The organism is Azospirillum doebereinerae (assembly GCF_003989665.1).
Lineage (GTDB): Bacteria > Pseudomonadota > Alphaproteobacteria > Azospirillales > Azospirillaceae > Azospirillum > Azospirillum doebereinerae.
This window is the reverse complement of sequence record NZ_RZIJ01000020.1, coordinates 14,719-29,889: the sequence shown is the minus strand read 5'-3', so window position 1 is coordinate 29,889 and position 15,171 is coordinate 14,719. Positions and strand designations below refer to the sequence as shown.

Genomic DNA, 15,171 nt, shown 5'->3' with positions numbered 1-15,171 from the left:
TGGTGAGGGTCGCGGAAAACGGCCCGGTTCGATCCAGGAGACCACACCATGCCCGTCATCACGACCAACACCGCTTCCAACTCGGCTCTCCGCTACCTGAACATCAACTCCGAGAGCCAGGCGAACTCGGTGTCGAAGATCGCCAGCGGATCGCGGATCACCAAGGCGTCGGACGACGCGGCCGGTCTCGCGGTCGGCACCTCGCTCCAGTCCGACGTCACCGTGCTGAAACAGGCGGCGACCAACGCCTCGCACGGATCCTCGATCCTGCAGACCGCCGACGGCGGCATGTCCAGCATCTCCGACATCGTGCAGCGCATGCGCTCGCTGGCGACCCAGGCGCTGTCCGGTTCGGTGACCGACAACGAGCGCGCCTATCTCGACGCCGAGTTCCAGCAGCTGACCGACGAAATCGACGGCATCGCGTCGGGCACGCGCTTCAACGACGATTCGCTGCTCGACGGCACCAGCAACTGGGCGGCCGGCATCGATTTCCGCGTCGGCACGACGGCGAGCGACAAGATCAACGTCAAGATCGCCGACGTGACGACCACCGGGCTCGGCATCAACACCAGCGACGTCACCAGCTCGGCCAACGCCGCCACCGCGCTGACCGCGCTGGACGCCGCCGTGACCTCGCTGTCGGACGCCCGCGCCGACGTCGGCGCGTTGATCTCGCGCTTCGAGTTCCGCAGCGACATGCTGGACACGACCATCGAGAACACCGAGGCCGCCCAATCCGCCATCATGGACGTCGACGTCGCCGCCGAACAATCGGAACTGGCTTCGACCAAGGTTCTGACCCAGGCCGCCATCGCCGTCCTTTCCCAAGCGAACTCGATGCCCGAGCAGCTTCTCTCCCTGCTCCGCTGACGGTTCGTTGGCCGCCGGTTCCGGCGTTTCGTGTCGCCTCACAACCCGCGAGACGCCACTAGGAACCGGCGGCCACTTCCCTTCCCACCGCTGGAATCTCCCGAACGGCCGCGCCCCACCGGCGCCGGTCACAGGATGGGCTTGCCGTCATGACGACCGTATCCTCGACGACATCGACGACGTCCACCACGAGCGCCTCCACCGGCTATTCGGCCCTGTCCTCCACCAGCTCGGGAACCGGCATCGACTATTCGCTGCTGATCGAGGCGAAGGTCCAGGCCCGGCTGGTCCGCGCCGACCGCGTCGATTCCAAGATCACCGCGAACGAAGCGAAGATCTCCGCCTACACCGAGATGCAGACCCTGCTGCAGACGGTCAACACCTCGCTGGATGGCCTGCGCAACCGGTCGGTGTCCACCGGCGCCTCCACCAACCTGTTCGCCCAGCGCGCCGCCTACGTGTCGAACGACGACGTGTTCACCGCGACGGTGGCCGACGGCACCGAGACCGGAACCTATTCCGTCGTCGTCCAGCAATTGGCGACCAAGCACAAGATCGGCTCCGACACCGTCGGCAGTAAGACCGACGCGCTCGGCCAGTCGGGAAGCTTCACGCTCCAGGCGGCCGACGGCACGGCGGTGTCCATCGCGATGGACGCCGACGACAGCCTGACCGACCTGCGCGACGCCATCAACGCCCAGAAATCCGCCAGCGGCGTGACGGCCAGCATCGTGCAGGTCAGCGATTCCAGCTACCAGCTGATCCTGACCGGCAACAACACCGGCCAGACCATCGCGATGACCGACGACGGCGGCGGGGTGCTGAGCGGGCTCGGCCTGACCGACAGCTCCGGCTCGGTGAAGAACGAGCTGGTCGCGGTGCGGAACGCCATCGTCGAGGTCGACGGAGTGACCATCTCCCGCAACTCCAACACCATCGCCGACGCCATCGAGGGCGTGACGCTGAACCTCTACACCGCCCGTCCGGACACCGCGTTGACGATGGAGGTCTCGACCGATCTGGCCTCGATCAAGACCGCGATCTCCGGTTTCGTGGACGCCTACAACGCCTTCCGCGACTTTGTGGTCCAGCAGCAGGCGGTCAACAGCGACGGCACCAAGAGCGACAGCGCCACCCTGTTCGCCGACAGCCTGCTGCGCCAGATCACCCAGTCGGTCAACAGCGCGCTCAACACCACGATCACCAACAGCGACGGCTCGGTGCTGTCGCTGTCGACGCTGGGGATCAGCTTCGACAGCACCAACAACTTGGTGCTCGACGAGGACACGCTGAACAGCGCGCTGACCGACAACATCGACGGGCTCCAGAAGCTTCTCGGCCTGAACATGACGTCGTCGTCCAGCCAGATGTCGCTGCTGCGCTACGACACCAAGGCGACCGCCCTCTCCTTCACCCTGGACATCGACATGGGCACGGACGGCTCGATCAGTTCGACGTCGGTCAACGGCGACAGCTCGCTGTTCACGGTGAAGGGCACCCGCCTCGTCGGCAACGAGGGCACCGCCTATGCCGGGATCGTCCTAGTCTACACCGGCGGCAGCGGCAGCGTGAGCGTCGACTTCTCGCAAGGGCTGGCCGACCGGCTCTACGGCGCCATCGACGACGTGGCCGCCACCTACGACAGCGACCTCAGCACCGCCATCGACGATCTGGAAACCAACGACAACCAACTCCAGACCCGGTCCGACGAGATCCGCACCAAGGCGGAGACTTACCGCACCACCCTGACCGCCTACTACGCCCGCCTGGAGGCCGCCGCCGAGCAGGCCGCCCTCCTTCTGAAACAGCTGACCTACAAGTCGTCGAGCGACGACGACAGTTGACGGCGGCCGACCGGGGCCGGGCGCCTCCTCCACACCCGCTTCCCCTCTCGCGGGACCGCACAAGAAGGACACGCGCCATGCGCAACCCCTTTCTCAACAAAGCCATCTCAGCCTACGCGACCGCCAACAGCGCGGTGCCGCCGCTGGTCGCCGTGGTGCGCCTCTACGAGAGAGCGATGGTCCATCTGCACGCCGCGCGCGACGCCGCGGCGCAGGGCCGCTTCGAAGCCCACCACGAGGCCGTGAATCGTGCCGTCATGATCTTCGCCGGCCTTGATTCCATTCTAATTTTCGACAAATATGAGGATGTCGCACAGACGCTGCGGCGGTTCTACCACCGCCTCATCGTCCAGGCGGGATCGGCGGCCAGCCGCCGCGATCCGGTCGCCGCCTGCGATTCGCTCATTCGCCAATTGTCCTTCATGCTGAAGGCGTGGCAAGCCATCGCCGCAGAACGCGGCGTGGCATCCACAGTCGCCGGTGCGTCGGCCAAAGGGCCGCATGCATCCGTCGTCGGGAGAACGATGGATCATGCACATGGCGGACTCTCGGCTTGACGAGCGCGGACGCGCCGTGAACCGTGGACCGGTCACGGCGACCGTCAACATCGCAACGGGCGAGGACTCGGACGAGGCGCTGATGGCGCTGATCCGGTCGGGCGACCAGACGGCCTACCGCCGTCTGGTGCATCGCCATCTGAAGCGCACCTACGGGCTGGCGCGGCGGCTCTGCGGCAACGAGGCGGAGGCGGAGGACGTCGTCCAGGACGCCCTCCTCCAGGTCTGGCAGCGCCGCGCGCAATGGACCGACGAAGGCGCGAAATTCACCACCTGGCTGTACCGCGTGGTGGTGAACCGCTGCATCGACTTGAAGCGCCGCCCGGTCGGCCAGGACATCGAGGCGGTGCCCGAACCCTCCGACGCCGCCCCCGACGCGGTCACCACCATCCACCGCCGGCAGGTCGCAGCGAGGCTGAGCGACGCCCAGACCAAGCTGACGCCGCAGCAGCGCGCCGTGGTGACCCTGTTTTATTACGAGAATTTAAGCAACGCCGACATCGCGATCGTTATGGGAATCAGCGTCGGTGCGGTAGAGTCGCTTCTGAAACGCGCGCGCCAGCAGCTTCGCCTGCTGCTGCGCGCCAGCGCGCAGGCGGCGAAGGATTCGTTCGATGACGGATGAGGAATTCCGCGATCACCTCGATCGCTACGGCGGCGACCTCGCCCTGTGGCCGCCGCCGGCGGCGCGGGACGGGCGCCGCCTTCTGCTGCGTTCGGTGCGCGCCCAGGCGATGCTGGACGAGGCGACGGCGATCGAACTGGCGTTGAGCCGGCCGGGCGACCGGCCGCCGGCCGGTCTGGCCGACCGCATCTTCGAGGCCGCCTTCCGGTCGGAACCGTCCGACCGGGGGTTCGATCTCGACGAGGAGATGGAGCGGCCGGGCCGGCTGATGTGAGGGGGGACTTTGCTTTTCTGTGGGGATTGAGGCGCGTGCCCCCTCCCTAACCCTCCCCCGCTGCGCGGGAGAGGGAACTCCGCCGCACCTTAGACGAGCCCCTCAACAAGGGTTCGGCCCCCTCTCCCGCGCAGCGGGGGAGGGATGGGGAGGGGGCAGCAGCGCCCTCAGCGCCCCCGCTTCCTCCCACCCCTCTTCTCGGCCTTCCCATCCACGCGCGGCAAGCGCCGCAACTCCCCCGCGATGCGCGCCATCACGTCGTCCAGCCCCTGCCCGGCCAGCGGCTGGAACACGCGCATCGACGGGTACCAGGGCCGCCCGCCGGTCCCCAGATGGGTCCAGTCGCGGTGGCCGAAGCGCCAGACCGGAACGCCGAGCGCGCCGGACAGCTCGGCCACCGAATTGGCCGGCGCGATCACCAGATCGAGATTGCTGATCAGCGCCGCCGTCTCCTCGAAATCGTCGCGCAGATCCAGCCCGGTCCAGCCGTAGATCGGGCAGCCGAAACGCGCCTCGGCCTGCGCGATCTCGGCGCGGCATTCGTCGTACTGCAAATTCACGAAGGTGACGCCGGGCACCGCGAAGACCGGCCCCCAGGCATCCAGCGGCAGGTAGGACGACTGGCGCTCCTGCGTCATCATTTGGCTGCGCCAACTGATCCCGACCAGCAGCCCGGTCTGCTCGGAGTCCAACCGCTCGCGCCAGTCGGCCGCCAGCGTGCCGTCGGGGAACAGCCAGGACGACCGCGCCGGGAACTGACCCAGCCGGTCGCGCAGCAGGCGCGGCAGGGAGCCGGCCGGAATGTGGTAGTCGCAATCGACGGTTTCCGCCTCGGTCAGGCCGGTCAGCGGCTGCTCGGCGCGCACCAGGGCGCGGGGGAAGGAACGGGTGAACAGCGGCACCAGCCGCCGCTCGCACTCGATCACCACCGCGCCGGCCAGACGGATGGCGTCGGCGTAGCAGGACGCGAAGAGGAATTCGTCGCCGACCCCCTGCTCGCGCCAGACGAACAGGCGCTTGCCGTCCAGCGGCTCGCCGCGCCATTCGGGAATGGTGAAGCGGCGCGACGGCCGCGCCCGCCCGGCCTGGAAGCGGCTGGCGTAATCGGCCCAGCCGGTCGTCAGCGCGCCCTGCTCCAGCGCCACCAGCCCCCGGTTGAAGCGGGCCAGCGCGTGGTTGGGAACGGCGGCGACGGCGCGGTCGAACCAGCGCCGCGCGTTCGGCATGCCGATGCGCTGCTCGACGAGGCCCAGCGTGCAAAGCGGATCGGCCAGCGCCGGCTCCAGCGCCAGGGCTTGCCGGCAGGCGCGCGCGGCCTCCAGGAAACGGCATTCGCCGCTGAGCGTGTAGGCCAGCACCGCGCGCAGCGGCGCGTGGCCCGGCATCAGCCGCACGCCGCGCCGCAGATGCGGCACCGCCTGGGCGAATTGCTCGCGGTCGCGGAACTCCGCGCCGAGATTGCCGAGCGCGTCGGCGAAGCCGGGGTTGAGCGCCAGCGCCCGCTTCCAGCACGCCGCCGCCTCGTCGCGCCGGCCGGTCGCCTTCAGGGCGTTGCCCAGGTTGTTCCAGGCCTCCGCCTGCCGCCGGTCGACGCCGAGGGCGCGGCGGTACAGCGCCACCGCGCGGTCGAAGCGCCCGAGCGCCGCCTCCGCCAGCCCCAGGTTGACGAGCGCCGGCAGGTAATGCGGCGTCACCGCCAGCACCGCCGCGAAGCACGCGCGCGCGTCGGCGTGACGGCCCTGCGCGTGCAGCAGCAGGCCGAGGTTGTTGCGGGCCTCGACGTTGTCCGGCTGGTACCGCAAGGCCCCGTTGTAGGACTCCCGCGCGTGGCCGTGCTGCCCCAGGCTCTGCCAGGTGGCGCCCAGGTTGGTCCAGACCGACGCGTTGGTGACGTTGCGCTTGAGCGCCTCCTGGTAGGCGGCGACCGCCTCGGCCGGGCGCGACCAGCGGCGCAGCGCGTTGGCCAGCGCGATCCAGCCGCCGACGTCCTCGGGCCGCAGACGAACCGCCAACCGGTAACAGCCGATGGCGGCGTCGATCCGGCGCAGATCCTCCAGCGCGCCGCCCAGCCCGAGCCGGGGTTCGGGCGCGTCGGGAACCAGACGGACGGCGGCGTTGAAGGCGCGGAAGGCCGGGACCGGCTTGCCCAGACGCCCGGCGGCGGCGCCCAGCAGGCACAGCGCGTCGGCGTCGTCGGGGCTGAGCGCCACGGCGCGGCGCGCGGCCGCCAGCGCAGGCCCGGCCCGCCCCTCGTCCAGCAGCGCCTGACCCAGCGCCAGATGATAGGATCCGACGGTCGCGTTGCCGCGCGCCGCCGTGACGAACAATGCGGTCGCCGCCTTGCGCCGGCCGTCCTGGTAGACGATGTGGCCAAGCAGATGCGCGGCGTCGCAATGCTGCGGGTCGAGCCGCAGGATTTCCCGGTAAAAGCGCTCCGCGCGCTCGGTCTGCCCGGCGTTGTGGTGCTGAACCGCCAGACGCAGCAAGCTGTCGGTCTGCCGTGTCACGTTCCCGCTCATGGTCCGCCGCCGTCCCGTCTGTCGAACTCGGGGCGGCTGTTGCTGCCCTTGTTCCTTGTACGGGTTAAGCCGTATTTTCCTGCGTCGGCGCGGAGAGTTTTTCTTACCCGAAGCGGAACTTTTCCTGCGTGGCGAGTCGCCGCGCCGTCACGGTCAGCCGTGGTGCTTGAGATAGGCGCGGGGGTCGCACTCCTGGCCCAGCGACACGGCGCGGGCGCGGTGGATGTGCTGCATCAGGATGTCCCGGAACTCCTGCGCGGCGAAATCGCTCCATTCCGGGGTCTCGTTGACGAAGGTCATCTGCCCGGCGGTCGCCTCGAACAGGCGCAGCCATTCGTCGGCCTTGGCCGCCGGATCGCCCGACATCCGGAACAGCTCCTCCATCACCTTGGCCAGCAGGGTGCCAAGCGCCAGCAGGTTGACGTGCAGCAGCATGTTGCCCAGCTTCACGTCCGGCTTCGCGTCGAGCATGGGGTTTTCTCCTTGAGGACTCAATCTTGAGGGGCTTTTGGCCTCGATGATCCTTCCCACGGACGGCGCGGCGAAAGCTGGCGCGGTTTTTTCACGGTCGCCTCCGGAAATTCGGCACCTCCGGGCGCGTGATAAGAACGATTCGCATTTTTGCGAAATCGACGCTATAGCTTTCGGCCAGCTTTCCCTTCCGCCCCCATCCGCGACCGTGACCGACCGTCCCCTTCCCGCCCGCCGCCCCGGCCCGAGTCCGTGACCAGTTGGACGGGCAAGATCGCCGGGCTGTTCGCGACGCACCGCGCCCATGTGGAGCGGGTGATCTCGCGCCGCACGGGCGACCCCCAGGCGGCGGGCGATCTGGCGCAGGACGCCTTCCTGCGGCTGGCCCGCATGCCGGACGGCGATGCGGTGGAGAATCCGGCGGGGCTGCTGTTCACCGTCGCCGACCGCATCGCTCTGGACCATTGCCGGGCGGCCCGGCGGCAGCGGCTGCGCGACGCCGGCCCGCTCGACGACGACCTGCCGGCCCCCGGCCCGACCGCCGAGGCCGTCGCCGAGCGCAACGAGACCATGGCCCGTCTGCGCGGCGCCATCGACGGGCTGTCGCCCAAGACCCGCGCCGTCTTCCTGCTCTACCACGCCGAGGGGCTCGCCTACCGCGAGATCGCGGAACGGCTGGGGATCTCGCCCCGCACCGTCGAGTACCATCTGCGCCAAGCGCTGGAGCAGTGCCGGACCCACATGAAGCGGCGGCCCGTCCGCCCATGACCGCCATGCCCATGAGCGCCATTTTTCCCGCCGATTTTCCTGGGGTTTTCCCCGGTCCCGTCGTCTTTGTAGGGGAACGCAACCTGGATGGGCGCGCGACCCCGCGCCCGCCGGACGGACGATGAACGGAACGGACGAACACCGGACCAGCCAGGACGACGACACCCTGTTCTCCGAAGCGAGCGCGTGGTTCTTCCGTCTCCAGGCCGAGGATCACACGGCGGCGGAACGCGCGGCGTTCGCCGCGTGGCTGGCGCGCGGCCCCGCCCAGGCCCGCGCCTGGGCCGAGGTGCGCGACCTGCTGGGCGCGCTGGAGGCGCCGGCCCGCGCCGCGCACCGGGTGGCCAGCCCGACCGCATCGCTCAAGCGCCCGCACGCCGCGCCGGTGCGGCGCGCCCTGCGAAGCTTCGCCACGGCGGCGCTGGTCCTGCTGCTGGCCGGCGGCGCGCTGTGGCGCGGCCCCACCCTGTACCAGAACGCCATCGCCGACCACGCCACGGCGGCCGGACAGCGCCTGACCCTGCGGCTTCCCGACGGGTCCACCGCCGACCTCAACACCGACAGCGCGCTGGCGGTCGATTTCCGCGGCGAGGAGCGGCGGGTGCGCCTGCTGCGCGGCGAGGCGTGGTTCCAGGTCAGCCACGACCCCGCCCACCCCTTCGTCGTCGACGCCGGCGTCGGCGCGGCCCGCGTGCTCGGCACCCAGTTCAGCGTGCGGCGCGACGACGACCGCGTGACCGTCACGGTCGGCGAGGGGCTCGTCGAGGTCGCGGCGGTGGAGTCCGGCGGGGAGTTCCGATGGGAGGACACCGTCCGCGTCCGTCCCGGCGAGAGCGTGGAGACCGGCCCACGCGGGCTGTCGGCGCCCCAAGCGGCCGACCCCGGCATCGCCTTCGCGTGGCGCCACGGGCAGATCGTGTTCCGCCAGCAATCGCTGGCCTCGGTCATCGACGCGCTGAACCGGCAATGGCCGGGCCGGATCGTTCTGCTGAATGAGGAGGCCGCCGAACGCGTCGTCTCCGGCGTGTTCTCGCTCGACCGTCCGGCCTCGGTGTTCGACGCGCTGGAGCGCGGGATCGGCGTCCGCGCCACCCGGATCACGCCCTACCTGACCCTGCTGCGCTGAATTGTGACGCAGAGCGAAAAAAAACTTCCCAGGGTTTTCCGCTCCGCCGTCGTCTTGTCGGGAAAGGGGCAAATGAGACGCAGTCGCGAGTGACCGCGTCGGCCCCCCTTATCGACAGAGGCAAGCGATGGCGGCAGCGGGCATGCGCAACGGCGAGCGGCGCGGTATGACGGAATTTTCGACGAAACGCCGGGCGCCCTGGCTGGGTCGCCTGCTGGCGACCACGGTCCTGATTGTGCCGGGGCTGATCCTTTCCAGCGCCCCCGCCCCCGCCCAACAGGCGCAGCAGGCCGGCACGGTGACTTTTGCCATCGCCCCGCAATCGCTGGACGGCGCGCTCGCCGCCTTCTCCGCCGCCACCCGCATCCAGGTGCTGACGCCGGGCGAGGCGACGCGCGGCGTGTCCTCCCCCGGCGCCAGCGGCCGGCTCTCGGCGCGCGACGGGCTGAACCGCCTGCTGTCGGGCACCGGCCTCGTCGCCCGCTTCCTGAACGACGAGACGGTGACGGTCGAGCGCGTCGCGGCGCAGGGCGCCGTCCAGCTCGACCCCGTGCAGGTCGAGGCCAACCGCGCCGCCACCGGCCCCAGCGCGCTTCCCCAGGCCTACGCCGGCGGGCAGGTGGCGCGCGGCGGGCGGCTGGGGGCGCTCGGCAACCGCGACGTGATGGACGTGCCGTTCAGCGTCACCGCCTACACCGCCGAGACCGTCCGCAACCAGCAGGCCGAGACCGTCGGCGAGGCGCTGGCCAACGACCCGGCGGTGCGCTCCAGCTTCGGCTACGGCAACTTCGCGGAGACCTTCGTCATCCGCGGCTTCCCCCTTTACGGCGAGGACATCGCCGTCGACGGGCTCTACGGCATCGCCCCCCGTCAGGTCTCCGCCGCCGACATGTACGAGCGGGTGGAGCTGATGAAGGGCGCCAACGCCTTCCTGAACGGCGCCGCCCCCACCGGGACCGGCATCGGCGGCGGCATCAACCTGGTACCCAAGCGGGCCGACGACGAGCCACTGACCCGGCTGACCGCCACCTACGCGATGGACAGCCGCTTCGGCGGCGCCGCCGACATCGGCCGCCGCTTCGGCGAGGGCGGGATGTTCGGCGTGTGCGCCAATCTGGTGGCGCGCGACGGCGAGACCGCCGTGGACGGCGAGAAGCGCTCGCTGCTGCTGGGCACGCTGGCGCTGGACTATCGCGGCGAGCGGGCGCGGGTGACGCTCGACCTCGCCTCGCAACGCCAGCGGGTCGAGAACGGCCGCCCGGTGGTCCATCTCAACAGCAACGCCGTGCCCTCGGCCCCCTCGGCCTCGAAGAACTACGCGCAGCCCTGGACCTATTCGGACATGCGCGACACCTTCGGGCAGATCCGTGCCGAGTACGACATCCTCCCCAACGTCACGATCCACGGCGCGCTCGGCCTGCGCCACACGCGGGAGGACGGCGACTACGCCTCGCCCACCGTCACCAATGGCAACGGCGCCGGCACCAGCAGCCGCCTGACCGTGCCGCGCCAGGACTACGCGTCGAGCGGGCAGATCGGCCTGCGCGCCGAGCAGAGCACCGGCCCGGTGCTGCACCGCTTCGACGTCGGCGCCTCGCTGATGCGCACCGCCAACCACAACGGTTTCGAGTTCGGCGCCAGCGCACCGACGAACCTGAACACCCCGATCATCGTGGCCCGGCCGCGCACGACCTCGTCCGCCGGGGTGACCGGCGAGCCGCCGAAGGTCAGCGAAGCCGACCTGAAGAGCTTCTACGCCTCGGACACGCTGTCGATCCTCGACGACCGGGTGTCGCTGACCGCCGGCCTGCGCCAGCAGAACCTGCACGTCAAGGGCTACAACCGCGCCAGCGGCCTGCGGACCACGAACTACGACGAATCCGCCCTGACCCCGGTGGTCGGGCTGGTCGTGAAGCCGCTGAAGGAGCTGTCGCTCTACGCCAACCGCATCGAGGGGCTGGCCCAGGGGCCGACCGCGCCGACCACCTCCGTCAATTCGGGCGAGATCTTCGAGCCCTACAAGTCGGTGCAGTACGAGGTCGGCGGCAAGCTCGACTTCGGCCGCTTCAGCGCCTCGCTGGCCCTGTTCCAGACCTCGCAGCCGAGCGGCGTGACCGACCCCGTCACCCGCCTCTACAGCGTGTCCGGCAAGCAGAAGAACCGCGGCGTCGAGCTGATGCTGTACGGCGAGCCGGTGGACGGCCTGCGCCTGATCGGCGGCGCCACCGTCATCGATCCGGAGCTGACCAACACCGGCAACGCCGCGACCGAGGGCAACGACGCGGTCGGCGCGCCGCGCCACCAGTTCAACGCCAACGTGGAATGGGACCTGCCCTTCCTGCCGGCCGCGCTGCCGAAGGTCACCCTGACCGGCCGCATGATCCACACCGGGGCGCAATACGTGAACGTCGCCAACACGCTGAAGATCCCGAGCTGGACCCGCTTCGACCTGGGCGCCCGCATGACCGCCGACGTCCAGAACCGCCCGGTGACCTTCCGAGCGGCCGTGGAGAACGTCGCCGACAAGGCCTATTGGGCGTCGGCCAACGGCGGCTACCTGACGCAGGGCAACCCGCTGACGGCCAAGCTGTCGATGTCGGTCGATTTCTGATCCGCAACGCCTCAAGCCAGCGCCGACGCCAGCCGGAAGGACCCGCCATGACCAACCGCAGCATCAAGGTCTGGTGCCTCGTCCACAAATGGACGAGCCTGATCTGCACGCTCTTCATGCTGCTGCTGTGCCTGACCGGGCTGCCGCTGATCTTCCATGACGAGATCGACCATCTTTTCGAAGAGGACCGGCTGCCCCCGATGCCGGCCGACACGCCGCTGAAGAATCTGGACGAGGCGGTGGCGGCGGCGCTCGCCGCCTATCCGGGCGAGCGCGGGCTGTTTCTCAGCTTCGACGTGGACCGGCCGGTGGTGAACGTCACCACCGGGCCGACCGCCGGCGCGTCGCGCAAGGAGATGCACATCTCCGCCATCGACCGTCGCACGACGCAGATCGTCGGCGACCTGAACGACGAGAGCGGCTTCATGCACGTCATGCTGCGCCTGCACGTCGATCTGTTCGCCGGGCTGCCGGGCGAGCTGTTCCTCGGCTTCATGGGGTTCCTGCTGGTCGTCGCCACCGTGTCGGGGGTGGTGGTCTACGCCCCCTTCATGCGCAAGCTGCGCTTCGGCACCGTGCGGACGACGCGCAGCGCGCGGCTGAAATGGCTCGACCTGCACAATCTGCTGGGCATCGTCACGCTGATGTGGGTCGGCGTCGTCGGGCTGACCGGGGTGATCAACACGCTGTCGGTGCCGCTGGTCGCCTATTGGCGCTCCGACCAGCTCGCCGCGATGATCGCGCCCTACAAGGACAAGCCGGTGCCCGAGCGCTTCGTCTCGCTCGACGCGGCGGTGCGCACCGCGATGGCGGCCGCGCCCGGCACCCGGCCGCAATTCGTCGCCTTTCCCGGCGTGCGCTTTTCCAGCAACCACCATTACGCGGTCTGGCTGAAGGGGGCGACCCCGGCGACCAACCGGATCCTCACGCCCGCGCTGATCGACGCCGAGACCGGCGCCTTGACCGAGATGCGCTCCATGCCCTGGTACATGCTGGCCCTGCGTCTGTCGCAGCCGCTGCATTTCGGCGATTACGGCGGGCTGCCACTGAAGCTGCTGTGGGCGGCGCTCGACCTCGCCGCCATCGTGATCCTGGGGAGCGGGCTGTATCTGTGGATCGTCCGCCGCCGGACCTCCGTCGAGACGCGGCTGAAGGACCTCGACGGCGCGGGCACCCTCCGGGCGGGAGCGGCCGAATGACGGCGAAGCCTCCCGCGACGCCGGCCAAGCCGAACGCCCCCTTGCCGTTCGCCGCGATCTTCGGCGCGCCGCTCGCCATCGCGCTGGTCACCATCGTCGGCTTGGTCTCGGCGCTGCTGGACGACGGCCTCTACGACGCGGTGTCCTGGGCCGCCCTGCTGGTGCCGTTGCTGGTCCTGGGCTGGGCGCTGCGCCGCCGCCGGGGGTAGGGGGCGCCGACGGAGCCCCGCCTCACTCCGCCGGGACCTCGCGTTCCAGTTCCTCCAGCCAGACGCGGGCGTTGCCGTCGGACGGCGCCCGCCAGTCGCCGCGCGGCGACAGCGAGCCGCCCGCCGACACCTTCGGCCCGTTCGGCATGGCCGAGCGCTTGAACTGGCTGAAGCCGAAGAAGCGGCGCAGGAACACGCGCAGCCAGTCGCGGATCTCCGCCGGCTCGTAGCCGCGCCGCTTGTCCTCCGGGTAGCCCGCCGGCCAGTCACCCTTGGCGGCGTCGCCCCAGGCGTGGCGGGCCAGGAAGGCGATCTTCGACGGCCGGAAGCCGTAGCGCAGCACGTAGAACAGGTTGAAATCCTGCAGGTCGTACGGCCCGACCACCGATTCGGAGCTTTGGATCGCCTTGCCCTCCTCGGCCGGGACCAGCTCGGGCGAGATCTCCGTCTTCAGGATGGCGTCCAGGGTGCCGAGCACCTCCGGCTGGAACTGGCGCGAGCGGATCACCCAGCGGATCAGATGCTGGATCAGCGTCTTCGGCACCCCGGAATTGACGTTGTAGTGCGACATCTGATCGCCGACGCCGTAGGTGCACCAGCCCAGAGCCAGCTCCGACAGATCGCCGGTGCCGAGCACGATCCCGTTGTGCTGGTTGGCCAGCCGGAACAGGTAGTCGGTGCGCAGGCCCGCCTGCACGTTCTCGAAGGTGACGTCGTAGACCGCCTCCCCCTTGGCGAAGGGGTGCTCCATGTCGGCCAGCATCTGGTTGGCGGCGGGCCGGATGTCGAGTTCGCGGGCGGTGACGCCCAGCGACCGCATCAGCCGCCACGCGTTGCCCTTGGTGCCGGCGCTGGTGCCGAAGCCCGGCAGGGTGTAGGCGAGGATCCCGTCGCGCGGCAGCCCCAGCCGATCCATGGCGCGGGCGGCGACGATCAGCGCGTGGGTGGAATCCAGCCCGCCCGACACGCCGATGACCAGCTTTTCGACCCGCGCCGCGCGCAGCCGCTGGACCAGCCCGGCAACCTGGATGTTGTAGGCCTCGTAACAGTCCTGATCGAGCCGCTCCAGATTGGCCGGCACGAAGGGGAAGCGCGGCACCACCCGCCGCAGCCCGACATCCCCCTGCGGCGGGTCGAGCCGGAAGGCGATCCTGCGGAAGGCTCCGGTCGCGCTCCCATGCAGGCGGCGGTTGTCGTCGAAGCTGCCCTGGCGCAGCCGCTCCTGGCGCAGCAGGTCGAGGTCCACATCGGCGACCGCCATCTGGGCGCCGTCGGGAAAGCGGTCCGTCTCGGCCAGCGTCTCGCCGTTCTCGAAGATCGAGGCCTGCCCGTCCCAGGCCAGATCGGTCGTCGACTCCCCCACCCCGGCGGAGGAGTAGAGATAGGCGGCCAGACAGCGCGCCGACTGCGACTGGGCCAGCAGGCGGCGGGTGTCCGCCTTGCCGATGGTGATGTTGCTGGCCGACAAATTCGCCAGCACCGTGGCCCCGGCCAGCGCCGCCATGGCGCTCGGCGGGACGGCGACCCAGAGATCCTCGCAGATTTCGGCGTGGACAACCAACCCCGGCCGGTCCTCGGCGGCGAACAGAAGGTCGGGGCCGAAGGGGGCGCTCGAGGCTCCCACACGGATCGTGCCGCCGCCGGTGCCCTCCCCCGAGGCGAAATGGCGACGCTCGTAGAATTCGCGGTAATTGGGCAGATGGATTTTGGGCACGACGCCCAGCAGCCGCCCGCGATGCACCGCCACCGCCGTGTTGTAGAGCCGCCCCTCGTGGCGCAGCGGCGCACCGACCAGCAGCAGCGGCAGCAGATCGGCCGAGGCCTCCACCAACCGCTCCACCGCGCGTTCCACCGCGTCGAGCAGCGGGTCCTGCATCAACAGGTCGTCGATGGCGTAGCCGGACAGCGCCAACTCGGGGAACAGGGCCACGGCCACCGCTTGGTCGTGGCAGGCGCGCGCCGAGTCCAGGATGGCGGCGGCGTTGGCGGCGGGATCGGCCAGCGCGCAGCGCGTGGTGCAGGCGGCCACCCGCGCGAAACCGTGACGGTAGAGGGAGGTGAAGGTCATGACCCGTGATGCCCTGAGCTTGCGGCC

General features: G+C 70.0%; 13 protein-coding genes. 10 read left to right on the top strand and 3 right to left on the bottom strand.

Features of this window, described 5'->3' with window-relative positions; genetic code table 11:
• Positions 1-48 precede the first annotated feature (48 nt).
• The 5 genes from EJ913_RS22070 (at position 49) to EJ913_RS22050 (ending at position 4,173) form a co-directional block, all read left to right on the top strand.
• Complete coding sequence (locus tag EJ913_RS22070) at positions 49-873, top strand: flagellin (protein WP_127001926.1); 825 nt, start codon at positions 49-51, stop codon at positions 871-873.
• 149 nt (positions 874-1,022) lie between these two features.
• A complete protein-coding gene (gene fliD, locus EJ913_RS22065; RefSeq protein WP_127001924.1) occupies positions 1,023-2,717 on the top strand; it encodes a flagellar filament capping protein FliD in 1,695 nt (564 codons plus the stop codon).
• A 77-nt stretch (positions 2,718-2,794) separates the two neighbouring features.
• Positions 2,795-3,274, top strand: a complete 480-nt coding sequence (locus EJ913_RS22060; RefSeq protein ID WP_127001922.1) for a flagellar export chaperone FliS — start codon at positions 2,795-2,797, stop codon at positions 3,272-3,274.
• Entirely contained in the window at positions 3,255-3,899 is a 645-nt protein-coding gene (locus EJ913_RS22055) for a sigma-70 family RNA polymerase sigma factor (protein WP_238522256.1), read from the top strand. Before EJ913_RS22060 ends, EJ913_RS22055 begins: the two co-directional genes overlap by 20 nt.
• Positions 3,889-4,173 (top strand): hypothetical protein, encoded by a 285-nt coding sequence (locus tag EJ913_RS22050; RefSeq protein ID WP_127001919.1) that lies wholly within the window; start codon positions 3,889-3,891, stop codon positions 4,171-4,173. Before EJ913_RS22055 ends, EJ913_RS22050 begins: the two co-directional genes overlap by 11 nt.
• A 167-nt stretch (positions 4,174-4,340) precedes the next feature.
• Here the strand turns inward: EJ913_RS22050 and EJ913_RS22045 are convergent, their stop codons facing one another.
• A complete protein-coding gene (locus EJ913_RS22045) occupies positions 4,341-6,692 on the bottom strand; it encodes a tetratricopeptide repeat protein (protein WP_127001917.1) in 2,352 nt (783 codons plus the stop codon).
• Between the two features lie 153 nt (positions 6,693-6,845).
• Positions 6,846-7,163 carry a hypothetical protein gene (locus tag EJ913_RS22040; protein ID WP_127001915.1) on the bottom strand — a complete coding sequence of 106 codons (318 nt, stop codon included), beginning with the start codon at positions 7,161-7,163 and terminating at the stop codon, positions 6,846-6,848.
• Positions 7,164-7,415: 252 nt separating this feature from the next.
• On the opposite strand from EJ913_RS22040, the gene EJ913_RS22035 reads away from it, so the two are divergent.
• From EJ913_RS22035 to EJ913_RS22015, 5 genes are all read left to right on the top strand, one after another.
• Entirely contained in the window at positions 7,416-7,931 is a 516-nt protein-coding gene (locus EJ913_RS22035) for an RNA polymerase sigma factor (protein WP_244939451.1), read from the top strand.
• Positions 7,932-8,052: 121 nt separating this feature from the next.
• Entirely contained in the window at positions 8,053-9,057 is a 1,005-nt protein-coding gene (locus tag EJ913_RS22030) for a FecR family protein (protein ID WP_127001913.1), read from the top strand.
• 127 nt (positions 9,058-9,184) lie between these two features.
• Positions 9,185-11,668 carry a TonB-dependent receptor gene (locus tag EJ913_RS22025; RefSeq protein ID WP_244939450.1) on the top strand — a complete coding sequence of 828 codons (2,484 nt, stop codon included), beginning with the start codon at positions 9,185-9,187 and terminating at the stop codon, positions 11,666-11,668.
• Between the two features lie 47 nt (positions 11,669-11,715).
• Positions 11,716-12,867: a PepSY-associated TM helix domain-containing protein gene (locus tag EJ913_RS22020; protein ID WP_127001911.1), complete on the top strand. Its 1,152-nt coding sequence runs from the start codon at positions 11,716-11,718 to the stop codon at positions 12,865-12,867.
• Entirely contained in the window at positions 12,864-13,076 is a 213-nt protein-coding gene (locus EJ913_RS22015) for a hypothetical protein (protein ID WP_127001909.1), read from the top strand. The genes EJ913_RS22020 and EJ913_RS22015 overlap by 4 nt, the downstream gene beginning before the upstream one ends.
• Positions 13,077-13,098: 22 nt before the next feature.
• On the opposite strand, the gene EJ913_RS22010 is transcribed toward EJ913_RS22015, so the two are convergent.
• The gene (locus tag EJ913_RS22010; protein WP_127001907.1) at positions 13,099-15,144 is read right to left on the bottom strand and encodes an NAD(+) synthase; all 2,046 of its coding nucleotides are present in this window, start codon (positions 15,142-15,144) and stop codon (positions 13,099-13,101) included.
• Positions 15,145-15,171: the final 27 nt, after the last annotated feature.